This is a genomic window from Nocardioides currus, assembly GCF_003057875.1.
GTDB classification, from domain to species: Bacteria; Actinomycetota; Actinomycetes; order Propionibacteriales; family Nocardioidaceae; genus Nocardioides; species Nocardioides currus.
In genome coordinates this window covers 214,123-237,331 of the sequence record NZ_PYXZ01000001.1, presented here as the reverse complement: position 1 = coordinate 237,331, position 23,209 = coordinate 214,123, and the positions used below count along the sequence as shown (strand labels likewise).

The window sequence follows — 23,209 nt, the reverse complement described above, 5'->3', positions numbered from 1 at the left end:
CATGACCACCCCGCACCTCACGACCCTCGACCAGCGCACCCTGCGCTCGGCGTTCGGCGCGTTCCCGAGCGGCGTCGTCGCCGTCGCGGCGTCGGTGAAGGGCCAGCTGACCGGGCTCGCCGCGTCGTCCTTCACCTCGATCAGCATCGAGCCGCCCCTGGTGTCCTTCTCCGTCTCCACCTCCAGCGCGACCTGGCCGCTGCTGCGCGAGGCCCACCACCTCGGCATCAGCGTGCTCGCCGACCACCACGACGACATCTGCCGCCAGCTCGCCGGTCCGCGCGAGCAGCGCTTCGACGGGTTGCCGTTCAGCGTCACCGAGGGCGGCGCGGTGCTGCTGACCGAGGCGGTCGCGACCTTCGACGTCACCGTCCACGAGGAGGTCGAGGCGGGCGACCACATGATCGTGCTGCTGCGCATCCACCAGGTCGGCGCCGGCGACGGCGAGCACCCGCTCGTGTTCCACAAGTCCGGCTTCGCCAAGCTGCACCGCGACGACCTCGACCCGACCCGCCTCGACGGCCGGATCAACGGGGCCGAGGTCGAGTCGGGCCCCGCCCCGCACAAGGGCGACGCGGACGCGGCCTGACGCGCTGCGTCAGGGGGTCGCGGGCTGCTTCGGCGTCCGGCGGCGGGCGCTGCGGCGTACGAGGAGCCAGGTCGGCAGGCCGAACACCGCGAGCACGATCGCGAAGGGCAGCAGCGCGCCGACGATGGTGGCCAGCGCCACCGCGAAGCCGCCCAGGGCGTCCATGCCGCTGGTGAGTCCGGCCAGGAACCCGGCGTCGTCCCGGTCCTCCTCCGCCTTCTCCTCGACCTCGGGCGTGCGCGCGATGTCGATGGTGATCGTGGACTCGCTGGTCTGGTCGGAGAGCCAGGCCTGCTGCGACTTGAGCGAGTCCAGCTCGGCCTGACGCGTCGTGAGCTGCGACTCGATCCAGATGATGTCCTTGAGCGACTCGGCGCGAGCGAGCAGCTGCTCGACCCGGCGCAGGCTGCCCTCCTGGGCGCGCACGCGGACGTCGGTGTCGATGACCTGGGTGGTGACGTCCTCGCTGGTCACCTGCGACTGCCGCAGCTCGGCCGCCTTCTCCAGCGCCTGCATGGTCTCGGTGAAGGAGCCCGACGGCACGCGAATGACGAGACGGGAGTACGTCGCCACGCCCTCGTCGTCGGTCTCGGTGTCCTCCTGCGAGATCGTGCCGCGCTGACCGTCGACGATGCGCTGCACCTCCCGGCGGGCATCGGCGACGTCGTCGCTGACCAGGGACACGGTGCCGGTGGAGATGACGGCACGGTCGATCGCCGCCGGCCGGGCGGCGGGGGAGCCGGTATCGGCGACCTTGCCGCTGTCGGCGGCCGTGTCACCGGCGGACTCGGACTGGTCCGCGAGCTGCCGCTCGGAGGGGCTGGGCGCGACCTCGGAGGAGACCGAGCCACCGTCGCTCCCGCCGGTGTCGGAGCTGCTGTCGGAGGACGAGGAGCACGCGGCGAGACCGGCGACGAGCGCACCGGTCATGGTGACGGCGGCGAGCAGGCCGGCGGCGCGGCGACCTCGCGGGTGGGGCCGGGTGAGTGTGGTCATGTGGCCTCCGACGCGCCCGCGTCACCGACCGGTTCCGCCCGACCGGCCGCCGTGACCGAACCGTGACGCGCGGACCGTCGGCCCGACCGTCTCCGGGTGGTGCCGGGCGCCGTGCCAGAGTTGGCGCGTGAGGTACGACGTCGTGGTGGTCGGGGCAGGGATCGCCGGTCTGGCCGCGGCGCACGACCTGGCGGTCGACCACGACGTGCTGGTCCTGGAGGGCTCGCCCGAGATCGGCGGCAAGCTGCGCCTCGCCACCGTGGCCGGGGTCGCCGTGGACGTCGGTGCCGAGGCGATGCTCAACCGGCGCCCGGAGGGGGTCGCCCTCGCGCGCGATCTCGGCCTCGACGTGGTGCACCCGACGAGCGCCACCTCCCGGATCTTCTCGCGCGGCGCGCTGCGGCCGATGCCGCGCTCCCTGATGGGGGTGCCGTTCGACCTCGACGAGCTCGCGGCGTCCGAGGTCCTGTCCGCCGACGGACTGGCGCGCGCCCGCAGCGAGGTCATGACGCCGGTCGGCGGCGACGTCTCGGTCGGTGACCTGGTCGCGGCCCGCCTCGGCGACGAGGTCGTGGACCGGCTCGTCGAGCCGCTGCTCGGCGGGGTCTACGCCGGACGCGCCCGCCGGCTCTCCGCGGCCGCGACCGTCCCGCAGCTCGTCACCATGGCCGGTCGCGGCTCCCTGCTCGAGCAGGCAGCGGCGGTGCCGGCCAGCGACGTCCCCGTGTTCGCCGGCCTCGAGGGCGGCATGGGGCGGCTGCCGGGAGTCCTCGGCGCGGGGCTGGAGGTCCGTCGGGACGCCACCGTCCGCGGTCTGCGCCGCGACGGTGACGGCTGGGCGCTGACGGTCGGCTCCACCCGCTCGCCCGAGACCGTGCTCGCCCGCCGGGTGGTGCTGGGGACGCCGGCCGCGCCCACGGCCCGGCTGCTGGCCTCGGCCGAGGTCGGGGTCGCGTCCGACGTGGCCGCCATCGAGTCGGCGAGCGTCGCGGTGGTGACCCTGGGCCTCCCGCGGGAGGCGGTCGCGCACCTGGCCGACCGGTCGGGCTTCCTGGTGCCGCCGGTCGAGGCGCGCGGGATCAAGGCCAGCACCTTCTCCTTCGCCAAGTGGGACTGGGTGGGACGGGCGGGCGGCGACGTCGCGTTCCTGCGCACCTCGCTGGGTCGCGCGGGGGAGGAGTCGACCCTGCAGGCAGCGGACGAGGAGCTGGTCGCCCGGTCGCTGGCCGAGCTCGCGGAGCTGGCCGGCGTGGTCGCCGTACCCCTCGACTCTCACGTGCAGCGGTGGGGCGGCGGACTGCCGCAGTACGCCGTCGGCCACCTCGAGCGGATCGCCCGCGTCCGCGCCGGCCTGCCCCGCGGCCTGGCCGTGTGTGGTGCGTGGTGTGACGGAGTCGGCATCCCGGCGGTGATCGCCTCGGCCCATCGCGCGGCCGCCGACGTCGTCCGGGCAGAATGAGGGCATGTCTGAGCAGCCCGCCACCAACGCCGCCCGCACCAAGGAGCTCAACGCCACCATCCGCTACACGATGTGGTCGGTGTTCAAGCTCCGCGACGTGATCGGCGCCGCCGACCGCGACACCGAGGCCGCCGAGGTCGAGGCGCTCTTCGCCTCCCAGGCGGAGGAGGACATCGTCGTGCGGGGGATGTACGACGTCAGCGGCCTGCGCGCCGACGCCGACGTCATGGTGTGGTGGCACGCCGAAGACAGCGAGATGCTCCAGTCGGCCTACAACACGTTCCGCCGGACCACCTTCGGTGCGCGGCTCGAGCCGGTCTGGTCGCAGATGGCGCTGCACCGGCCGGCCGAGTTCAACAAGTCGCACATCCCGGCCTTCCTGGCCGACGAGGTGAGCCGGGCGCACGTGTGCGTCTATCCCTTCGTCCGCTCCTACGAGTGGTACCTCCTCGAGGACGGCGAGCGCCGGGCGCTGCTCGCCGAGCACGGCCAGATGGCCCGTGACTACCCCGACGTCCGCGCCAACACCGTCGCCTCGTTCGCCCTCGGCGACTACGAGTGGATGCTCGCCTTCGAGGCCGACGAGCTCTACCGGATCGTCGACCTGATGCGTCACCTCCGCGGCTCCGAGACCCGTCGCCACGTGCGCGAGGAGGTGCCGTTCTACACCGGCTCCCTGGTCTCGCCGGCCGAGCTGGTCAACCGCCTGCCCTGAGCCTCCTGGCCCGTCGCTGTGACCTGAGTCCGCAGCGGACTCAGGTCGTAGCCCGGGCGTGTCGCGGACAGCGTCGAGCCGTCCCGCTAATCTGTAGTAAGTTAGGCGAGAAACATCAAAACAGGCTCAGGAGTCACCATGTCCCCCTTCCCCACGGCCCGGGCGACCCGCCCGGACACCCGCACCACCACCCGCTCCCTCTCCCGTTCGGCCCAGGCCCTCACCGACGTCCTCGGCCGCTCCGAGGTCGCCGTTCCCGGCCTCCTCGGGGGCCTCGACCTCACGGGCTCCGAGCGCACCTGGCAACGGCTCCCGGTCGACGCCGGGGCCGACGTCGAGCTGTGACTCATCACGTGGCCGGTCGGCACCAGCACCGGCTGGCACGACCACGGCTCAGCCAGCGGCGCCTTCACGACCCTCCAGGGCAGCCTCACCGAGTACACCTGGAACGGCTCGATCCACGCACGCACCCTGCAGCAGGGCAACGGGCGCCACTTCGACGCCAGCCACATCCACGACGTCGTCAACGAGGGCAACGAGCCGGCCGTCTCGCTGCATGCCTACTCGCCGCGGCTGCCGGCGATGACGCGCTACGAGCTCCTGGGCGGCCGCCTCGTCGCGACCGGCGTGGAGCACCGCGGGGACCTGTGGTGACGGCGCCGGTCGAGGGCGCCGTCGACGCAGCGACGTACGACGGCGTCGACGCCCTGCTCGCCGACGCCCGGTCCCGGCTCGAGCGGGTCGAGGTGCAGCAGGCGTTCGAGGAGGTCCGCGCCGGCGCGCTGCTCGTCGACATCCGGCCGGCGGCCCAGAGGGCCGCTGAGGGCCAGGTGCACTGCTCGCTCTCGCCGCTGGTGATCGAGCGCAATGTGCTCGAGTGGCGCTTCGACCCGCGCTCGGACGCGCGGATCGAGCAGGCAGCGTACGACGCCCGGGTGATCGTGCTGTGCCAGGAGGGCTACACCTCGTCGCTGGCCGCCGACGCCCTGCGCAGCATCGGCATCACGCGCGCCACCGACGTGGTGGGCGGCTTCGCCGCGTGGCGCACCGCCGGGCTCCCCGTGGCCGGGGGGAACCCCGCCTGAGCGCGTATCGTCCTAGTGCCATGAGCCCACGTGCCCAGACTCGTCGTGTCCTGACCCTGACCGCGCTCGCCCCCGTGCTGGCCGCCGTGCTCGCGCTGTCCGCGTGCAGCACCGAGGCCCAGATGGAGGCCGTCGACCCGATCGATCCCGGCTCCAGCACCGAGAGCCCGGCCGCCGAGCCGGGCGAGCTCCCCAGCGCCGTACCCGCCGCCGACGGGCCCGTCACCACCGCCGGCCTGGTCACGGTGCTCGACGACGGCGACGGCCCGCAGCTGTGCACGTTCGTGGCCGAGTCGCTGCCGCCGCAGTGCGAGGGCACGCCGCTGTCCGGGTGGGACTGGGCCGCGCACCCCGAGCACGAGGACCAGTCGGGCACGAAGTGGGGCTCGTTCTCCCTCACCGGCACCTTCGACGGCACCACCCTCGCCGTCACCGAGGCCGTCCCGGCCGCCCTCTACGATCCGATGAGCGCGCCGCCCGAGCCGGCGCTCACCACGCCCTGCGACCCGCCCACCGGCGGGTGGGGCATCGTCGACGAGGCGATGGCCGACCAGGAGGCGCTGGACGCCACGCTCAACGCCGCTGCGGCCCTCCCGGGCTACGGCGCCGCGTGGGTCGACCAGCCGGTCGACCCGTCGGTCGAGGCGGGAGCCAACGACCCCGCCACGCAGTTCGAGACCCTGATCCTCAACGTCGCGGTGACCGGCGACGTGGCCGCGGCGGAGAAGACGCTGCGCGAGACCTGGGGCGGCGCCCTGTGCGTCAGTCAGTCGACGTACACCGAGGCCGAGCTCAACGAGCTCTCCATCGAGGTCCAGGAGCTGCCGGGCGTCGAGAGCGTGTCGGCCTCGGGCGACGTCGTGCAGGTCGAGGTGCTGTTCGACGACGGCTCGCTCCAGGCCTGGGCCGACGAGACGTACGGCGCCGGGCGGGTCGAGATCACCTCGACCCTGACGCCCGTCAGCTGATCGGGACGCGCACGAGCTCTAGCGTCCCCGGCTCGCTGAAGACCAGCGACCGGATGTCGACCGGCGGGTAGGCGCCCGCCTCGAGGGTCGGGAAGCGCACGAGCAGGCCCGAGGGGCTGCTGGCGCGCGAGAGCCGATAGGTCGACTCGCCGGCCGTCACCGTCATCGGCGTCCAGGGCTTGGTCAACAGGCGTCCCGCTCGCGTGAGCAGGCCGGCGGGATCGGGCGTGAACCTCGCCAGCACCATGTCGGAGCCGTCGCCGGGCGGGACCTCGACCCGCTGGTCGGCGTCGAGGTGCTCGACGCCGAGCGACTCCGGCGTGCCGCAGCGGGACCGGGCCTTGGCCAGCAGGGACCACGACGCCTCCGCGAGCACGGTGCGGTAGCGGCAGGCCAGCGCCCGGTGGTAGAGCGGTGAGTCCCACAGCGGGTTGCGGTTGTCCGCGAACGCCCCCTCGTGCCGGAGCACGCGCTGGTCGGCCGGGGCGTCGGCGAGCGCGGTGGCGTTCAGCCGGTCGAGCGCCGGCGTGTAGGCGGCATACAGCTGGAAGACGGGGACCGGCTGCCAGTCCAGCCCGTAGGTCCAGGCGGTCGAGGACTCGTAGGGGTCGATGGTGACCGGGTGGCCGTCGAGCTGGTCGAGCATGCCGGCCGGGACCTGCTGGGCGGCCGCCAGCGCCTCTCGGCTGGCGGCGACCTCGTCGGCATGGTGCTGCGACGAGACGAGCACCTCGACGTCGTCGGTCCAGCGCTGCCGGACCTCACCGGGACCGAGCGGGGACAGTGTGGTGAGGCTCATCGCGACGGCGGCGGCCGCCCCGGCGAGGGCCAGCCACGACCCCGGCCGGCTGTTGCCGGCGAGCATGAGGAGCAAGGCGCCGACCGTCACGAAGAACACCGCTTCGTGGAAGTCGTCGTGCCGGGTGAAGGCGGACTTGAAGGCGAACTCGACGCTCACGACCGGCACCAGCACGGCCGCGACGCGTTGCGCGACGGGGAGCCCACGCAGGTGTGGGACGGTCGCTGCGAGCGCGACCAGTGCGACGACCCCGGCCACGGCGTAGGCCAGCACGTCGGGCTCGGGGTACTCGAAGGCCATGGCCTCCGCGTAGCCGGAGGTCGCGTCGATGCTGCCGCGCACCCAGGCCGGGACATCGGACAGCGCCTGGCCGCGCAGCAGCCAAGCCAGGGCGCCGACCGCCACGAAGGAGCCCGCGGCCGAGGCCCAGCCCAGCAGCTGGGCGCGGCGAGCGCCCGCCCCGAGGTTGGCCACGAGGGCCACTGCCGTCAGGGCGCCGACGACCAGGCCGTTGGGGAACTTCACCTGCAGCAGCACCGCGGCGAGCGCCGCGAGCCCGGCCACTGCTGCCCAAGGCAGGCACGGCCGGCCAACTGGTGCGGAGCGTACGGCGCCGAGCAGCACGAGCTGCGCCACCGCGGCCACCACCAGGGTCGACATGGCGCTGGGCGCGACGAGCACCACGAAGACGGACGCGACCGGGGCCGCCGCCTTCAGTGGCCAGTGCCGGGTCAGTCCGCGCACCGACACCAGCCAGAGTGCCACGAGGGCCAGCGTGCGCACGACGAGCGCCAGGGCGTACGTCGCCCGGCCGGTGATCATCGGTTCGTCGAGGAACCCCCACGGGCCGTACGTGAACACGATGTCGTCACCGAAGTGGAGGTCGCCGAACGTGTTGAGGGCGAGCCGCCAGCTCGGGTCGAGCCCGGGCGAGGGCAGCGGCGCGCCCAGTGGGACCGTCAGGAGAAGTGTCAGCAGCAGCCAGGGCAGGCCGGCCACCACGGTCGCCCGAGGCAACGTCATCGAGGCCGGGACCTGCTCACAGCCGCCCGTCGGCGACGGCCTGCGTGACCCACGGGATGACTTCGTCCAGCATGGTGTCGAGCGAGGTGGTGCACTCGAAGCCGAGGACCTCCTTGGCCTTGGTGACGTCGGGGACGCGCTTCTGCACGTCGTACTCGTAGGCCTCGTCGCTGACCAGCGTGAGCGGGGCGGCGCCCTTGATCTTGCGCCAGATCACCTCCGCGAGCTCGCGGACCGAGGTCGACTCGGGGGTGGAGATGTTGAAGTCGTTGTTTAAGGCCGCGTCCTGGCTCATGCACTCGACGATGCCCTTGGCCAGGTCGCCGCCGTACGTGTAGTGCCGGACCTGGTTGCCCTCGCCGAGGATGTGGAGCGGGTCCTGGCCCTTGACGATCTTCTGCACGATGTCGGGCACGACGTGGCTCATCGCGAGCTTGACGTTGCCGGAGGCGACCTCGACGTCGCCGAGGGCGCGACCCTCGCCGATGCCGACGCAGTTGAAGGGGCGCACGATCGTGTAGGGCAGCTGGTACTGGTCGAAGGCGGCCTTGGCGAAGTACTCCACGGCCAGCTTCTGGAAGCCGTACGACGACAGCGGCGGCGGGATCTTGCGCTCGTCGCCCTCCTTGGAGGGCCAGTGCTCGGTCGACTCGAAGACCATCGAGCTGGAGAGGTAGGTGACCTTCTTCAGCTTGCCGTGCTGGAACGCCTCGATCGCGGCGTCGCACTGCGAGGCCATGATCCGCTCGTTCTGGGCGAGCAGGTCGTAGGCGTAGGCATGGAAGTAGGAGATGCCGCCGATCAGCGCAGCGCCGGCTATGAAGTGGTCGCAGTCGGCCAGCAGCTTCTTCATCACGTCGACGTTGCGGCAGTCGTCCTCGTGGAAGTGGTAGTCGGGGTGGCTGTCGTAGGACTTCTCGACCTTGCCGTACTTCGAGTAGTTGTCGATGCCGACGACGGTGTAGCCGCGGCTGAGGAGCTCCTCGACGACGTAGCCGCCGATGAAGCCGGCCGAACCCGAGACGAGAACCTTCTGGTCGTTGCTCACTGTGACGTTCCGTTCCGTGTGGAGACGCGCTGGTTGAGCGCGGCGATGCGGGCGGCCTGGGCGGTGACCTGGTCGAGGGTCAGCGCCGGGCCGAAGGCGAAGCGGTACCAGCGGAGGTACTTGGGGATCCACGCCTTCATGTCGAAGTTGGAGTCTCCGATCGTACGGTCGAGCCAGATCGTGGGGAGCTCCGCCACCGGTCGGCGCAGGCGTCGGGCCTTGGCGGTCAGCTCGAGGCCGATCTCGAAGCCGCTGGTGCTGTGGATGCCGACCTCGCGGATGAACTCGGTGTTGAAGGCCTTGAAGCTGTTGGTGGCGTCGTGGGTGCCGACGCGGGCCAGGACTCCGAGGGACCGGCCGGCGGTCTGCGAGATGAGGCCCTTGAGCATCGGGCCGCCGACCTGCTGCCCGCCGGGGGAGTAGCGCGAGGCGGCCGCGACGACGACGCCGCGCTCCACGAGCCGGGCCAGCGGGTCGATCTGGCGGGGGTCGTCGGACCCGTCGGCCATGGTGACCACGACGACGTCGTGGCTGGCGTGGTCGATGCCGTAGCGGATGGCGTGCGCGGGACCGCGGCCGTAGTCGCTGACGAGCAGCTCGAGGCCGTCACCGAACCGGGGGTGGTCGCGCACGACGGGAACGGTCGTGTCCTCCTCGAAGTCGACGACGACGAGCACCTCCAGCACCGAGTCGACGGCCTGGAAGATCCGGTCGAGGACCGGCACGATGGCGTCGGCCTCGTTGTAGGAGGGGATGACGACCGAGACGGCCAGCGTCATACGGTCGTCCCGTTGTCCAGCAGGTTCCACACGTCCACGACCGGCTTGTCGGTCAGCACGTCGGCGTACACCTGGTGCGGGGCGCCGATGACGAGGATGTCGGCCCGCTCGAGGACCTCCTCGAGCGGCAGCAGCCCGTCGTCGACGGTGACGTACGGGTCGGTGCAGAGCACCTCGCGCGAGCGGAACTCCAGGATGCGCTTGAGCTTGTAGGACAGGCTGGAGCGGATGTCGTCGCTCTCGCCCTTGAAGGCCATGCCGAGGATGCCGACGCGGAGGTCGGCGAGGTCGTGGGCCTTCTCCATCCGGGTCACGAGGTAGAGCGGGAGGCCCTCGTTGACCAGCATCGCGGAGTGGCCGAGGACGTAGGAGTTGTCGGTGAACGCCGCCAGCTGCATGGTGTCCTTGAAGAGGCACGGACCGGCGGCGAAACCCGCGCCGGGCATGTCGGCGGCCCGTGGGTAATCGTGGGCCAGCGCGCGGCGGATCTTGTCGTAGTCGAGGCCGTGGTCGTTGGCCATCACGTAGAACTGATTGGCCGCGGCGAACTTGATGTAGCGCCAGTTGTTCGTGAAGAGCTTGGCGAGCTCGGCCTCCTCCGGCTCGAGCTCGACGATGCTGTCGGTCAGCACGCCGAACAGCTTCGCGGCCCGGTCGCGGGCGTCCTGGGTGCGCCCGGAGACGATCTGCGGTAGCGAGAACAGCTCCTCCATCGCCCGTCCCTCGGCGATCCGCTCGGGGCAGAAGGCGACGTCGAGGTCGAGACCGGCGTCGGCGAAGAGTCGCTCGATGTTGCGGGTGACGCCGGGGTAGACGGTGCTGCGCAGCACGACCAGCTGGCCGTCGCGGAACGAGTCGAGCGAGGTGCGCAGCGCCTTGGTGACGGCGTGCGGGTCGGGGTTGAGGTGCTCGTCGACGGGGGTGCCGATGACCACCACGACAGCCTCCGAGCGGCCGATGACGTCCCGGTCGGTCGTCGCGGTCAGCCGGCCGTCGGCCAGAGCCTTCCGGAGGACCTCCTGGGCGCCGTTCTCCATGAAGGGGAGGTCGCCGCCGAGGACCAGCTCGACCGCGCGGGCGTCGATGTCCTGGATCGCGACGGAGAGCCCGCGCGAGGCGAGGGCGATGGCAAGGGGGAGGCCGACGTGGCCGCATCCGCCCACCACGACCACGTCGTGGTCGAAGCGTGTGCTGGTCAAGGAACTTCCTCCTCGGTCGGAAAAACTCGGCCCAACCTATCCGCCAGGGAGCCTTTCCCGCAGAAGACCTGCAAAGCCCGTGCGATCGGCTCGTAGGATGTGCCGAGTTTCGGACGGGCGTCCCCCTCGCCGTCCTGAGGAGGAGCCTGATGCAGCCCCACGGCGAGAACCTGCGCGATCTGTACGCGCGCCGCTTCGCCGACGAGCAGGAGATCCGATCGGACCTGTGGGAGGTGCTGTGCCGGCACTTCTTCCAACAGTTCGTCCCCAAGGACGCGGTCGTGCTGGACGTCGCGGCGGGACACTGCGAGTTCGTCAACAACATCCGCGCGGGACGCCGGATCGCCGTCGACCTCAACCCCGACGTCGTGCTCCGGGCGGCTCCGGGCGTGGAGACCCACGTCTGCCGATCCGACGAGATGACCCCGCTCGAGACCGGTTCCGTCGACCGGGTGTTCATCAGCAACTTCTTCGAGCACGTGCCGCGCGAGGTCATCGTCTCGACCCTCGACGAGTGCCGGCGGGTGCTGCGACCGGACGGTCGACTGATGGTGCTCCAGCCCAACGTGCGCTACTGCGGCCGCGACTACTGGATGTTCCTCGACCACATCACCCCGGTCGACGACCGGGCGCTGGCCGAGGCGTTCCGCGCCACCGGCTTCGACGTCGAGCGGAGCATCCCGCGGTTCCTGCCCTACACGACCAAGGGCCGTCTGCCGAGCGGTCCGGGGCTGGTCAAGCTCTACCTCAAGGTGCCGCTGGCGTGGAAGGTGATGGGCGCGCAGGCGTTCATGATCGGTCGGCCGGCTTGAGGTCGATCGAGATCGAGTTGATGCAGTAGCGGTCGCCGGTCGGCGTGCCGTACCCGTCGGGGAAGACGTGGCCGAGGTGCGAGCCGCAGCTGGCGCACCGCACCTCCACCCGGTCCATGCCGTGCGAGGTGTCCTTGATGTACTCGATGGTGTCGGTGATCGGCTGGTAGAAGCTCGGCCAGCCGCAGCCGGAGTGGAACTTGGTGTTGCTGGTGAACAGCTCGTGGCCGCACGCCTTGCAGGAGTAGGTGCCTTCGGTCTCGGTGTCGGTGTACTCACCCTTGAACGCCTGCTCCGTGCCGGCCTGGCGGAGCACGGCGTACTCCTCCGGGCTGAGCTCTGCGCGCCACTGCTCGTCGGTCTTCTCCACCTGGTAGCCCATGGGACCAGAATAGTCGGGCTAGCCTGACCGCCATGGCAGCTGCGAAGCCGGCGATGGTGCAGGCCGGCGACCGAGAGGTCCGCGTCTCCTCGCCCGATCGCGTCATCTACGAGGCGACGGACACCACGGCGGAGGTCACCAAGCTGATGGTGGCGGAGTACTTCGCGTCCGTGGAGGACGGGCTGATGCGCGCGCTGCGTGACCGGCCGACGGCCCTGGAGCGGTGGACCAGCGGCGTACGCCCGGGCATGAAGCTCGCGACCGGGCCGCAGGACCGCAACGCCGACGCGTTCTACCAGAAGCGCGTGCCGAAGGGCGCCCCCGACTACCTCGAGTCGGTCGGGATCACCTTCCCGTCGGGGCGTACGGCGGACGAGATCTGCCCGACCGAGATCGCGGTGCCCGTCTGGTGTGCCCACATGGGCACCCTGACCTTCCACCCGTGGCCGGTGCGACGCACCGACGTCGACCACCCCGACGAGCTGCGCATCGACCTCGACCCGCAGCCGGGCACGACCTTCTCCGACGCGGTCCGGGTGGCGGGCGTCGCGCGCGAGCTGCTGGCCGACCTGGGCATGGTCGGCTTCGCGAAGACCTCCGGCAACCGGGGGATCCACGTCTACGTCCGGCTCTCGCCCGGGTGGGAGTTCACCGACGTACGCCACGCGGCGATCGCCTTCGGCCGCGAGCTGGAGAAGCGCGACGACGGCGTGACGACGGCGTGGTGGAAGGAGGAGCGCGGGGAGCGGATCTTCGTCGACTTCAACCAGAACACCCGCGACCGCACCATCGCCTCGGCCTACTCCCTGCGGCCCATCCCGGGGGCGCCGGTCTCGACCCCGGTGACCTGGGACGAGCTGGCGACGCTGACGTCGCCGGCCGACTTCAACCTCTTCACCGTGCCCGAGCGGCTGGCCTCCGACGGCGACCCGTGGGCGGCGATCGACGACGTGGCCCACTCGCTCCAGCCGCTGCTCGACCTCTGGGACGCCAACCCGGTCGAGCTGAACTACCCGCCCGACCACCCGAAGATGCCCGGCGAGCCGCCGCGGGTCCAGCCCTCGAAGAAGGTCGCCTCCCACTGGGACGAGGACGGCAACCGCGTCGAGGGCACGTGAGCGAGCTGATCTGGATCAGCGACTGGCAGCACGGTCGAGCTCGACGACATCGATCAGGTCGACAAGTGGTTCGGGGGCGATGTCGAGCGGACGGACCGCGGCTGGCTGGTCGACCTGGAGGTCTCGCCGGATCGCGTCGCGGACGGGCGCTGAGCTACCGAACAGTCCGGTGGTCCGTCGGCGAGCGGGACCGCCGTACGGTCCGGTAGCGCCGGCGACGACATCGTCGCGAGCCCCCGGTCCTCGTGGACTAGCCTCGCCTGCGTGAGCTCCCACCTCCTCCTCGTCACCGGATCGGGCCGGTCCGGCACCTCCAGCGTCGCGGGTGCGCTGAAGCGGCTCGGCCTGCACGTGCCGCAGCCGGAGGTCCCCGCGGACGAGAAGAACCCGCGCGGCTACTACGAGCCGGCGTGGGTCACGGAGTTCCACAAGCGCGTGCTCAACCCCGTGCCGGTGCGCACCATCGACACGCGCCCGACCGCCGGGGCGATCGCCGCCGAGGCGGGCAGCGCCCCCGAGGTCGAGGCCGAGCTGCGGGAGTGGCTCGGCGGGCAGCTCGACGCGCCGCAGATCCTCGTCAAGGACCCGCGCGCCTTCTGGATCCTTCCCGTGTGGACGCGCGTCGCGGCCGACCTCGGTGCGCGGGTCAGCACGCTCACGATGCTGCGCCACCCCACCGAGGTGGTGCGCTCGCGCGACTCGGCCTACCTCACCGAGCAGACGCCGACCTTCCGGCGCCAGCGCGAGACGGCCAACGTCGCCGCGTGGGTCAACGCCGCGTTCGAGACCGAGCGCTCGACGAGGTCGCTCGAGCGGGCCTTCGTGCGGTACGCCGACCTGCTGGCCGACTGGCGCACGGCCCTGCACCGCGCGGGGGAGCAGGCGGGCCTGACCTACGACGCCGACCTCACGACCGACGCCCCGCACGAGGTCGACGACTTCATCGACGCGAAGCTCAACCGCTCCGCGATCACGTGGGACGACATCGCCGTACCACCCCAGCTGCGCGACCTCGCCGAGCGCACCTGGCAGGCGATGAACACCCTCGTCGACGCCCCCGGGTCCCCGGAGGCGATCGAGGCCCTGGGTGGGCTGCAGGAGGAGTACGTCGAGCTGTTCGACTTCTCCGAGGCGATCGCCATGGACGCCACGACCGCGCGCGTCAGCGAGGGTCGGCGCGAGGTGCGCCGCAAGAAGGACGCCCGGATCGCCGAGCTCGAGGCGGAGCTGGAGCAGCTGAGGTCGAGGAAGTCGGGCCTGTTCCGGCGCTGAGGCCCGTGGCCCTCACGGTTTCCCCGGCTAGCCGGGGAAACCCAGACTTCGGGGTGCATGCAAGCCCCTCGAAGTTCGCAACTCGCTCGCGAAGTCCGGCGGGTCATCGCTCCCACGGCGCGGGCACCGGGAAGTAGTCCTCGAGGAACGCGGCCAGCATCGCGTCGACCGCCTCGGCGTCGCGGGCGAAGTCGTGGTGGTCGCCGACGCAGAAGAAGTCGTGGTCGCGCGCCCGGAGCTGCTTGAGCTGGCGCTCGACGCGGGCGTTGCTGAGGTCGACGAACGCGTGCTGCGCGGTGCCCTCGAAGGCCCGGCCGGTGAGCAGGCCGTAGTGCTGGGCCAGGTTGGACAGCATCGACACGTCGGTGGGGCTGCGGAACGGGGCGCGGGCGGTCCGGGCGATCGCGTCGGGGAAACGCTCCGCGATCTCGGTCAGCACGGAGACCCGCTGCGGGTGCGGCGAGTGCGCCATCACCTGGGTGATCTCGACGCCGAACGCGTCCTCCAGGAGCAGGCGGTTGTTGGCCGCCGCGTGCAGGAACGGCTTGTCGGCAGTGCCGGGCAGCCCGATCGACGCCTCGCCGACGAACGCGGCCGCGTTGCCGCCGGGGGAGAAGAACAGCTCCGGGCGGGTCGGGCGGGCAAGGAAGACGTCGTCGTTGAAGTAGACGAAGTGCTCGGCCAGCCCGGGGATCCGGTGCAACGCCGTCTCGATGGCCTGCGAGTTGAACGTGGGAAGGGCCTCGGTGGGCAGGATGTCGCGGTGGTCGACGAGCGTGACCCGGTCGTCGTCGGCCAGCCACGACGGCCGCTGCCCAGCGGTAACCAGGAAGACCCGGCGCACCCACGGCGCGAACAGGTGCAGGCTGCGCAGTGAGTAGCGGAGCTCGTCGCGGCTGCGGAACCGGGCGGCACCGGCGGCCTCGCGCCGGGCGTCGTCGCCCTGCCGGGCCGAGCGCTGCTCGTTCCAGTCGGGGTCGTCGCCGTCGACCCAGGTGTAGACGACGTCGATCGGGAACGCGACGTCGAAGGGGGTGGGCCCCACCATCAGCCCGAGGGTCGGCACGCGCACGCCGGCCACCTCGACCTCGGTGGTCGCCGCGGCGGGGGGCACCGCCTGGGTCCACCGGTTGGGCCGAGGCGCCACGAGCGTCCCGTCGGGGAGGCGGTCCCAGAACTCGAGGTCCACCCCGGCGTCCTCGCCGAGGTGGGAGCGCCGGCCCTCGCTGCGCGGCCAGGGCTCGATCGCGATCCGGTTGGGCGCCGCGTTGTGCAGCACGGCGACGAGGTCACGGGCGGGCAGGCGGCGTACGGGCCACCCGCGGTCGCCGGGATCGAGCAGGGAGAAGTGGTCGGGCACCTCGGCGAGCGCGGCCAGGACCGTGGAGCGATGGGCGGCCGGCACGACCACGGTCGGTGCGGGCCGGTCGTGGGTCGGGATGACGAACCACCCGGGCCCGCCGCGCTCGGCGGCGTCGACCGCAAGCCGGAGCGCCTCCGTCCGGGCCTGCGCCGGCGTGATCGCGGGGACCGGGACCGGCACGCCCTCGCGGGTGAACGGCGGGACATCCATGGGAGAGACCGGGGTCGACACACCGGCGGACCCCCCGCGATCGCCCATGGATATCGCCCTGAAGAGGGCCTCCCACTGCGCGGCGATCGAGTCGGCGTCGTAGCGCCGGGACGCGTCCAGCGCTCCCGCACCGAGGCGCGCGAGCAGGTCGCCGTCGGCCGCGACGGTGTGCAGCGCGGACGCCAGCCCGGCCTTGGCGCCAGCGCCGACGAGCAAACCGCTGACGCCGTGCTCGACGAGCTCGCGGGGTCCCGACGGGCAGTCGTAGGTGACGACGGGGACACCGGCCGACATCGCCTCCTGCGCGACGAGCGGGAAGCCCTCTGTCCTCGACGACAGTGCGCAGATCGACGCGCGCGCCCACTCGGGCGCCATGTCGCCGACCGCGCCGGGCAGCTCCACCCGGTCGGCGAGCCCGACCTTGGCCGCGTGGGCGATCAGCTCGGGCCTGAGCAGGCCGTCGCCCAGGATGCGCAGCCGCCAGCCGGGGAGGTCGTCCGCGACCTGCTCGAAGGCTCGCAGGAGGTGGATGAACTGCTTCTCCGGCACGATCCGCCCGGCCGAGACGATCGTCCGGGACGTCAGGTCGGAGCGCGGCTGCGCGGCGACGGGCAGCGGGTTGGGCATGACGACGATCTCCGGTGCCGCGGCGCCGAGCTCGGAGCGAAGCCAGTCCGCTGCCGAGCGGGTCAGGAGCGCGACCGCAGCGACGCGCGGCGCGAAGGCGAGCAGCGGCTCCATGCCGCCGACCCGGTCGGCCGAGGAGCGGTGCTCCTGGTGGACCACCGTCGTCGTCGCGGGGAGGAGCTGCACCGCGGCGGCCATCAGGGCGGGCGTGACGGTGACGACGAGGTCGACGTCGAGCGTGGACAGGGCGGCCATGCCGTCGTCGGTCAGCTCGGAGAACTGCCCGTCCCACCGCTTCGGCACCAGTCGCGAGGGCCGCTTCGCCCGCGGATCGGGGGCGCGTGCGTCGACCAGGTGCTCGACGCCGACGGCCGGGTCGATGTCGTAGTGCGGCCGGTCGGCGCTGCGGGTGACGGAGACGAGTCGTACGTCGACGTTGCCGCGGCGTGCGAGGGCGTTGGCCTGCGTGATCGCGGAGCGCGACGTACCGCCCATGCCGTCGATGTTGAAGACGAGGAACGCCACCGAGAGGCGACTCGACCGGCGCAGCGCGAACTTCACGCCGCCACCCTAGGGGGCGTCAGAACCCGCTGACGCCCTCGCCGCCGCCGGACTGCTCGTCGAAGTTCTCGTGCTCGAGCAGGTGCAGGACGGGCACGCCGAGCTTGCGGCGGGCGCGCGAGGTCCAGTCGACGTGGAAGAACTCGGCGACGAGGTGCGGGCGGGTGAGCACGATGACCTCACGCGCGTCCACCTCGCTGACCTTGGCGGCAAGCGCGTCGACGGGCGGCTCGGAGGTCACGGTGCCGGTGGCCTTGCCGCCGGCTGCCTCGATCGCCTTCACCGTCAGGGCGAGGTCGGAGTCGGAGCGGTCGCGGCACTCCTGCCGGACGGCGTCGAGGTCGATGTCGCTCATCACCATCGACGGAGCGGCCATCACGTCGCCGGCGCCGAGGGTCCCGAGCGAGGCCTCGATGCGCGCGGAGGCGTCCTCGAGGGGCAGCAGCACGTGGTAGACCACCTGGTCCTCGATGTCGCTGTGCAACGACCGGACCTGGGTCGCGTCGCCGCCCGACATGGCGGTCTCGACGAGCAGCACCACGTCGTAGGTGCCGACACCGTCGCTGATGTCGTCAGTCATCTCCATCGCCTCCTGCAGGGTTGTCGGCTCCACTCAGAACTCTAGCGAGGTCGTAGCTGACCGGCTCCTCCAGCTGTTCGTATCCGCACGACTCGGGGTCGCGGTCGTCGCGCCAACGCTTGAACTGCGCGGTGTGGCGGAACCGGCGGCCCTCCATGTGGTCGTACTTCACCTCCAGCACGCGCTCGGGTCGCAGCGGCACGAACGACAGGTCCTTGCCCTGGCTCCACCGGCTCTGGGTGCCCGGGACGCGCTCGGGGTTGGCCGTCAGGAACTCCTGCCACTTGCCCCACGGGTGATCCTCGATCGGGCAGACCAGCGGCTGGAGCTCCTCGATCAGCTCCGCCCTCCGGGCCGCAGTGAAGCTCGCGCTCACGCCGATGTGCTGCAGCTCGCCATCGGCGTACAACCCGAGGAGGAGGCTGCCGAGGAGCGGGCTCTCCGGCGTCGAGGTCTTGTGCTCGCGATAGCCCGCGACGACGACGTCGGCGGTGCGCTCGTGCTTGATCTTGAGCATGGTGCGGGCGTTCTGCTCGTACGGCGCTGCGAGGGGCTTCGCCATCACGCCGTCGAGCCCCGCGCCCTCGAAGTCGGCGAACCACTGCTCGGCCTCGGCCGGGTCGCGCGTGGTGCGCGTCAGGAAGCAGGGGCCCGTCAGGCCGGTCAGGGCCTCGGTCATCGCCGCGCGTCGCTCGGTGAAGGGGCGCTCGAGGTAGGACTCGTCGCCGAGGGCGAGGAGGTCGAAGGCGACGAAGCCGGCCGGCGTCTTCTCGGCGAGCATGTCCACGCGGCTCTTGGCGGGGTGGATGCGCTCTTGGAGGACCTCGAACTCGAGGCGGTCGCGGCCACTCGAGCTGCGCAGTGCCACGAAGAGCTCGCCGTCGAGGACGATCCGCTCGGGCAGCTGCTCCTTGATCGCGGCCACGACCTCGGGGAAGTAGCGCGTCAGCGGCTTGGTGTTGCGGCTCGTCAGCTCGACCTCGTCGCCGTCGCGGAAGACCAGGCAGCGGAACCCGTCCCACTTGGGCTCGAAGGAGTAGTCGCCCTTCTGCGGCACCCCCTTGACCGCCTTGGCGAGCATCGGCTGGACGGGCGGCATCACGGGCAGGTCCACGCCGTCGAGACTAGTCCGGCCTCCGCTAGTTGAGCAGGGACGAAGTCCCGTGTCGGAACCAAGGCGTGGCGACAACTACGCTGATCGCCACATTCCCCGATTGGTCTGCCGGGCAGACGACCCTCCCCGCCGGGCGGGCCCTAGGCTTGCGGGGAACATTCCCCGATTGGTCTGCCGGCAGGGCCCGCCTGACTTTGAATCAGGATTAGCGACGTAGGTTCGACTCCTACTCGGGGAGCCGAAAACAGGTGTGCCACCGGGCACGGCGCGTGCCATGGTGCCGCGTGCCGACATCGACGTACGACGACCTGCTGGCCCGCGTCCGCGCGCTCGTCACCGACCTCGCCCGCCCGCCGGTGGTCGCCATCGCCGGGCACGGCGGGGCGGGGAAGTCGACGCTCGCGCTGCGGCTCGCCGCGGACCTCGGTGTCACCGAGGACCAGGTGGTGGGCACGGATGGGCTCTACGCGAGGACGGACACGGAGCGGGCGGCGATGTGGGACCTGCACGACTGGCCGGCGCTCGTCGACCTGCTGACGAGGGTCCGTGCGGAGCCGACCCCGGAACGGCTGGCCTACCGCTACCGGTGGTACGACGGCTCGGAGGGCGACGTCGACGAGCCCATGCCGCCCGTCGTGGTGGTCGAGGGCATCCGGGTCGTCCGCCCGGAGCTGATGCACCTCGTCGACCTCGCCGTGTGGATCGACCTCGACCCGGTCGCGGCGGCCGTGCGGGCGAAGGCGCGCAACCTCGCCCAGGGCGACTCGGAGGACGAGCTCGCGCTCTGGGACACGAAGTGGGTGCCGGAGGGGATCGAGTACCAACGCCTGGTGCGGCCCGAGGAGCTGGCCGACGTGGTGGTCCGGTCGGAGGGCTGAGCCCTACTCGTCGCCCGTCAGCGCGAACGACCGCAGCCGGTCGCCGGCGAACCACACGCCGCCGACGGTGACGACCAGCGAGGCGAGCAGCGCCCACGGCAGGTTGACGGGGGCGTCGAGCTCCGAGGAGACCGCGTGCCCGACCTGGATGCCCCACTGGCCGATGCTGAGCCACGCGACGCCGCTCAGGAAGCCGCCGGCCAGGCCCTCCCAGATCAGCACGAAGATCAGCCCCACGACCACGGCGTGGCGGGTGAACGCGGAGAGGGCGAGGAAGAGGGCGGAGTACGTCGTCCCGGCGACCAGCGCCGCGACCAGCCAGCCGGCGGCCTCGGACCCGCCGCCGGCCACCAGCGCGGCGACGAGCACGCCGAGCGAGCCGACCACCAGGGTCGCCGCCCACGCGACCACCCACTTCGAGATCGCGACCGCGTGCCGGCTGACCGGCTTGGCCAGGAGGTAGACGATCGAGCCGTCGTCGACCTCGGGCCCGAGGACCGAGGAGGCGGCGAGGATCGCGACGAGCGGCAGCACCAGCGGGAAGCCGAGGAAGCTCACCATCGGCCACGCGGCGTCGGGGTCGGAGGACAGCGCGCGGATCAAGACGGTCAGCCCGATCAGGGCGAGCGGCAGCGCGACCAGCAGCCAGAAACGACGGCGCCCGAGCAGCGCCTGCGCTGCGAGCTTGAGGATGGTCCCGTTCATGACAACACCTTCATCGGTCCACCAGGTAGGCGAAGACGCTCTCCAGCGACTCGTCGCTGGGGGAGAGCTCGAACAGGGTCAGGCCGTGGCTGCGCGTCAGCGGCGCGAGGTCGGCGGCGAACGTCCCGAGGTCGCTCACCTGCACCTCGAGGCCGCCCTGCGGTCGCAGGTTGACCGACTGCACGGCGGGTCGCGCTATCAGTACGGCGGCGAGCGCCCGGTCGTCGCTGGAGGTGATCGAGTAGCGCACCGGGCGGTCGGTCATCAGCCGCCGGATGGCCCCGAAGTCGCCCGAGGCGGCGTGCCTGCCCGAGACGACGACCTCGATGTGGCGGGCCAGCCGCTCGACCTCCTCCAGGATGTGCGAGCTGAAGAGCACGGTGCAGCCGTCGTCGCCGAGGCGGCGCAGCAGGTCCATCAGGTGCATGCGCTGGCGCGGGTCGACGCCGTTGAAGGGCTCGTCGAGCAGCAGCACGGTCGGGTCGTGCACGAGCGCGGCGGCGATCTTGACCCGCTGGCGCATGCCCTTGGAGTAGGTGTCGATCCGGCGGGCCGACGGCTCCACCATGTCGACCACCTCGAGGATCCGCTCCGTGGCGCCGGCGGCGTCCGGGAGGCGGTGCAGGTCGGCGTTGGCGCGCACGAACTGCCGGCCGGTGAGGTAGCCGAAGCTGAGCTCGCGCTCAGGGACCAGGCCGATCAGCCGGTAGGCGTCGGTGTGGCGCCAGACGGGTTCGCCGTCGAGGGTGACGGTGCCGGACGACGGGGCGAGGAAGCCCGCCATCATCGCCATCAGCGTGGTCTTGCCGGCCCCGTTGGGTCCGAGCAGGCCGGTGACGCCGGGACCGATGGTCATGGTCACGTCGTTGACGGCGACGACGTTGCCGAACCAGCGCGACACCTTGTCCAGGACGAGGTCGCTCATCGCGAACCCACCTTCACGAAGCGGCGTACGAGCAACGCCACGCAGGCGGCCCAGACCACCAGCGCGGTGGCGAGGTAGACGACCGGCCAGGCGTCGTGCAGCTCGACCACCGCCCGGCCGCCCGCGTCCCACGCGACGGCGAGCCCGTTGTGCAGCGTCCACGGCGAGAACAGGCCGGCGAGCTCGCCCACGGTCGAGATGTCCTCGTAGGAGCAGATCTCCTGGATGATCCGCACGACCCCGGCGACCACGATCAGCACCACGATGGACGCGACGACCGCGAAGCCGCGGCGCAACGCCCACGCCGAGATCAGGCCGGTGATGCCGGCCAGCACCGCGGCCAGCACGACCTGCAGGGCGAGCGAGCGCAGGAAGATCGGGGTCTCGTCGCCGAAGTCGAGCCCGGCCAGCAGTCCGCCGACGTAGAGGACCAGCGTGGGCAGCACCGTGAAGAGCAGGATCGCGCTGGCCAGGGAGGCCCACCGCGTGACGGCGAACAGCGCCGGCGACAGCGGCCGCGCGAGGTAGAGCACGATCGAGCGATGCCGCAGGTCGCGCGAGACGAGCACCGGCGCCTGCGCGGCCGCGAAGAGGGTCACCAGCATCTGGATCTGGCTCAGGTAGGCGGCGTACGACACGGGCAGCGAGCCGAAGTTGATGAACGTGACGACCCCGACCACGATCACGGCTGGCAGCGTGCCGAGGCCGAGCAGCAGGAAGGGGAGCACCTTCGAGCGGCCGGAGCGGCCGAGGCCGAACGCGTGCCGCAGGCCGGTGACGTAGAGGCTGAGGACGAGCGAGCGGGTGCCCTCGCGCGGTCCGTCGTATCCGCGGTAGCCGATGTCGTGGATGACTCCGGAACGGTCAGACACGCGCGGCCTCCTCCGTCAGGAAGACGTCCTCGAGGTGCGCCTGGTCGGGCTGGATGCGGACCAGCGCGAGGCCGAGGTCGGCGGTGGTGTCGCGCACGAGGTCGTGCACGGCCCCCTCGCGTGACAGTCCCGGGGGCGGCGGGTCGACCGCCACCAGAGCCCCGCGCGGGCGGCAGGTGAGCCCCGCCTTCGCGAGAGCCTCGCCGAGCACGTCCCTCTCCGTGTCGCCGCCGAGCACCTCGACGAGGAGTCCGCCGGTGTGCTGGGTGAAGTCGGCGGTGGCGCTCGACCGCAGCAGCCGGCCCCCGTCGAGGACGATCACGTGGTCGCTGACCTTCTCGAGCTCGCCGAGCAGGTGCGAGGTGACGAGCACCGCGATGCCGAAGTCGCGCCCGATCCGCTGGACCAGGTGGAGCATGTCGACGCGGGCGGCCGGGTCGAGGCCGTTGGTCGGCTCGTCGAGGAAGACCAGCCGCGGGTCGTGGACCAGCGCCTGGGCGAGCTTGGCCCGCTGCTTCATGCCGGTGGAGTAGCCGCCCATCTGGCGGTAGCGCTCCTCGTCGAGCCCGACGTGGCGCAGGATGTCGGCCGCGCGCTCACGGGCGACCGTGGCAGGGAGCCCCGACATCCGCCCCATGTGGACCACGAAGTCGCTGGCGCTGACGTCGGGCGGCAGGCAGTCGTGCTCGGGCATGTAGCCCACGAGCCGGCGGATCTCCGCGCTCTCGGTCGCGATGTCGTGGCCCAGCACCGACGCCGTGCCGCTCGTCGGCTCGAGCAGGCCCAGCAGGATCTTGATCAGCGTCGACTTGCCCGCGCCGTTGGCCCCGACGAGGCCGGTCACGCCCTCGCCGACGCCGATGTCCAGCGCGGTCAGCGCCTCGACGCTGCCGAAGCGCATCGTCAGCCCGCCGGTCTCGATCACCCGGCCCTCGTTCCCCGTCACGCCCGCCACGCTAGCGACGCCAGCGGCATCCGCCCATCGGGGAAGCCCCTGATCCGTGTGGAGGTTCGGTGAAGGTTCGCGGCCAGGGGCATCCGACAGGTCGCGGTCGATCGCAGTCATCGGATGGCTGAGATCGACCGCGACCCGCGCCCGCCGCCGCGGGCTGCGCTGTCGCCCACCCGTG

At 71.8% G+C, this 23,209-nt stretch carries 24 protein-coding genes and 1 tRNA gene; 12 read left to right on the top strand and 13 right to left on the bottom strand.

From position 1 onward, the window contains the following. Window position 1 precedes the first annotated feature (1 nt). Entirely contained in the window at window positions 2–589 is a 588-nt protein-coding gene (locus C7S10_RS01150; RefSeq protein ID WP_108342572.1) for a flavin reductase family protein, read from the top strand. 9 nt (window positions 590–598) lie between these two features. Here the strand turns inward: C7S10_RS01150 and C7S10_RS01145 are convergent, their stop codons facing one another. After that, window positions 599–1,585 (bottom strand): DUF4349 domain-containing protein, encoded by a 987-nt coding sequence (locus C7S10_RS01145; protein WP_108342571.1) that lies wholly within the window; start codon window positions 1,583–1,585, stop codon window positions 599–601. 127 nt (window positions 1,586–1,712) lie between these two features. Here C7S10_RS01145 and hemG point away from each other — a divergent pair, with 127 nt between their 5' ends. From hemG to C7S10_RS01115, 6 genes are all read left to right on the top strand, one after another. Continuing rightward, window positions 1,713–3,044, top strand: coding sequence for a protoporphyrinogen oxidase (hemG, locus tag C7S10_RS01140; protein WP_207769184.1), 1,332 nt, complete (start codon window positions 1,713–1,715; stop codon window positions 3,042–3,044). Between the two features lie 4 nt (window positions 3,045–3,048). Next, entirely contained in the window at window positions 3,049–3,759 is a 711-nt protein-coding gene (hemQ, locus tag C7S10_RS01135; RefSeq protein ID WP_108342570.1) for a hydrogen peroxide-dependent heme synthase, read from the top strand. Between the two features lie 138 nt (window positions 3,760–3,897). After that, window positions 3,898–4,104, top strand: a complete 207-nt coding sequence (locus C7S10_RS01130) for a hypothetical protein (protein WP_108342569.1) — start codon at window positions 3,898–3,900, stop codon at window positions 4,102–4,104. A gap of 3 nt (window positions 4,105–4,107) precedes the next feature. Next, the gene (locus C7S10_RS23115) at window positions 4,108–4,413 is read left to right on the top strand and encodes a cysteine dioxygenase (protein WP_108343253.1); all 306 of its coding nucleotides are present in this window, start codon (window positions 4,108–4,110) and stop codon (window positions 4,411–4,413) included. Then, window positions 4,410–4,844 carry a rhodanese-like domain-containing protein gene (locus C7S10_RS01120; protein WP_207769183.1) on the top strand — a complete coding sequence of 145 codons (435 nt, stop codon included), beginning with the start codon at window positions 4,410–4,412 and terminating at the stop codon, window positions 4,842–4,844. Before C7S10_RS23115 ends, C7S10_RS01120 begins: the two co-directional genes overlap by 4 nt. A 20-nt stretch (window positions 4,845–4,864) precedes the next feature. Further along, window positions 4,865–5,812, top strand: coding sequence for a hypothetical protein (locus C7S10_RS01115; protein WP_108342567.1), 948 nt, complete (start codon window positions 4,865–4,867; stop codon window positions 5,810–5,812). Here C7S10_RS01115 and C7S10_RS01110 read toward each other — a convergent pair. The 4 genes from C7S10_RS01110 to C7S10_RS01095 are packed head-to-tail and all read right to left on the bottom strand — an operon-like array spanning window position 5,805 to window position 10,660. Continuing rightward, window positions 5,805–7,634 (bottom strand): hypothetical protein, encoded by a 1,830-nt coding sequence (locus tag C7S10_RS01110; protein WP_133176399.1) that lies wholly within the window; start codon window positions 7,632–7,634, stop codon window positions 5,805–5,807. The two genes, C7S10_RS01115 and C7S10_RS01110, sit on opposite strands and share 8 nt — an antisense overlap. A gap of 16 nt (window positions 7,635–7,650) precedes the next feature. Next, the gene (locus C7S10_RS01105; RefSeq protein ID WP_108342565.1) at window positions 7,651–8,682 is read right to left on the bottom strand and encodes an NAD-dependent epimerase/dehydratase family protein; all 1,032 of its coding nucleotides are present in this window, start codon (window positions 8,680–8,682) and stop codon (window positions 7,651–7,653) included. Further along, on the bottom strand, window positions 8,679–9,461 hold the full coding sequence (locus C7S10_RS01100) for a glycosyltransferase family 2 protein (protein ID WP_108342564.1): 783 nt from the start codon (window positions 9,459–9,461) through the stop codon (window positions 8,679–8,681). The genes C7S10_RS01105 and C7S10_RS01100 overlap by 4 nt, the downstream gene beginning before the upstream one ends. After that, window positions 9,458–10,660 (bottom strand): nucleotide sugar dehydrogenase, encoded by a 1,203-nt coding sequence (locus C7S10_RS01095; RefSeq protein WP_207769182.1) that lies wholly within the window; start codon window positions 10,658–10,660, stop codon window positions 9,458–9,460. The genes C7S10_RS01100 and C7S10_RS01095 overlap by 4 nt, the downstream gene beginning before the upstream one ends. Window positions 10,661–10,809: 149 nt before the next feature. Here C7S10_RS01095 and C7S10_RS01090 point away from each other — a divergent pair, with 149 nt between their 5' ends. Next, the gene (locus tag C7S10_RS01090; RefSeq protein ID WP_108342563.1) at window positions 10,810–11,472 is read left to right on the top strand and encodes a class I SAM-dependent methyltransferase; all 663 of its coding nucleotides are present in this window, start codon (window positions 10,810–10,812) and stop codon (window positions 11,470–11,472) included. On the opposite strand, the gene msrB is transcribed toward C7S10_RS01090, so the two are convergent. After that, window positions 11,450–11,854, bottom strand: a complete 405-nt coding sequence (gene msrB, locus C7S10_RS01085) for a peptide-methionine (R)-S-oxide reductase MsrB (protein WP_108342562.1) — start codon at window positions 11,852–11,854, stop codon at window positions 11,450–11,452. The two genes, C7S10_RS01090 and msrB, sit on opposite strands and share 23 nt — an antisense overlap. Window positions 11,855–11,886: 32 nt before the next feature. Between msrB and C7S10_RS01080 the strand changes: the two genes are divergently transcribed. Then, window positions 11,887–12,972 carry a DNA polymerase domain-containing protein gene (locus C7S10_RS01080; RefSeq protein WP_108342561.1) on the top strand — a complete coding sequence of 362 codons (1,086 nt, stop codon included), beginning with the start codon at window positions 11,887–11,889 and terminating at the stop codon, window positions 12,970–12,972. A 264-nt stretch (window positions 12,973–13,236) separates the two neighbouring features. Continuing rightward, window positions 13,237–14,244, top strand: coding sequence for a sulfotransferase family protein (locus C7S10_RS01075; protein ID WP_108342560.1), 1,008 nt, complete (start codon window positions 13,237–13,239; stop codon window positions 14,242–14,244). A gap of 103 nt (window positions 14,245–14,347) precedes the next feature. Here the strand turns inward: C7S10_RS01075 and C7S10_RS01070 are convergent, their stop codons facing one another. Genes C7S10_RS01070 through C7S10_RS01060 form a run of 3 tightly spaced genes read right to left on the bottom strand, consistent with a single transcriptional unit; the run spans window position 14,348 to window position 18,699 of the window. Then, complete coding sequence (locus C7S10_RS01070; RefSeq protein ID WP_108342559.1) at window positions 14,348–17,005, bottom strand: stealth conserved region 3 domain-containing protein; 2,658 nt, start codon at window positions 17,003–17,005, stop codon at window positions 14,348–14,350. Between the two features lie 19 nt (window positions 17,006–17,024). Beyond that, on the bottom strand, window positions 17,025–17,585 hold the full coding sequence (locus C7S10_RS01065) for a hypothetical protein (RefSeq protein WP_108343251.1): 561 nt from the start codon (window positions 17,583–17,585) through the stop codon (window positions 17,025–17,027). After that, the gene (locus tag C7S10_RS01060; RefSeq protein WP_165807014.1) at window positions 17,578–18,699 is read right to left on the bottom strand and encodes an ATP-dependent DNA ligase; all 1,122 of its coding nucleotides are present in this window, start codon (window positions 18,697–18,699) and stop codon (window positions 17,578–17,580) included. The genes C7S10_RS01065 and C7S10_RS01060 overlap by 8 nt, the downstream gene beginning before the upstream one ends. 159 nt (window positions 18,700–18,858) lie before the next feature. On the opposite strand from C7S10_RS01060, the gene C7S10_RS01055 reads away from it, so the two are divergent. Together C7S10_RS01055 and C7S10_RS01050 are read left to right on the top strand one after the other, a co-directional pair. Next, a tRNA-Gln gene (locus C7S10_RS01055) sits at window positions 18,859–18,937 on the top strand. A 46-nt stretch (window positions 18,938–18,983) separates the two neighbouring features. After that, complete coding sequence (locus C7S10_RS01050; protein ID WP_108342558.1) at window positions 18,984–19,577, top strand: nucleoside/nucleotide kinase family protein; 594 nt, start codon at window positions 18,984–18,986, stop codon at window positions 19,575–19,577. A 3-nt stretch (window positions 19,578–19,580) separates the two neighbouring features. On the opposite strand, the gene C7S10_RS01045 is transcribed toward C7S10_RS01050, so the two are convergent. Genes C7S10_RS01045 through C7S10_RS01030 form a run of 4 tightly spaced genes read right to left on the bottom strand, consistent with a single transcriptional unit; the run spans window position 19,581 to window position 23,025 of the window. After that, window positions 19,581–20,282: an ABC transporter permease gene (locus tag C7S10_RS01045; RefSeq protein WP_108342557.1), complete on the bottom strand. Its 702-nt coding sequence runs from the start codon at window positions 20,280–20,282 to the stop codon at window positions 19,581–19,583. 10 nt (window positions 20,283–20,292) lie between these two features. Further along, a complete protein-coding gene (locus C7S10_RS01040) occupies window positions 20,293–21,207 on the bottom strand; it encodes an ABC transporter ATP-binding protein (RefSeq protein ID WP_108342556.1) in 915 nt (304 codons plus the stop codon). After that, window positions 21,204–22,079 (bottom strand): hypothetical protein, encoded by an 876-nt coding sequence (locus C7S10_RS01035; protein ID WP_108342555.1) that lies wholly within the window; start codon window positions 22,077–22,079, stop codon window positions 21,204–21,206. Before C7S10_RS01035 ends, C7S10_RS01040 begins: the two co-directional genes overlap by 4 nt. Continuing rightward, window positions 22,072–23,025, bottom strand: coding sequence for an ABC transporter ATP-binding protein (locus tag C7S10_RS01030; RefSeq protein WP_243395139.1), 954 nt, complete (start codon window positions 23,023–23,025; stop codon window positions 22,072–22,074). The genes C7S10_RS01035 and C7S10_RS01030 overlap by 8 nt, the downstream gene beginning before the upstream one ends. Window positions 23,026–23,209 lie beyond the last annotated feature (184 nt).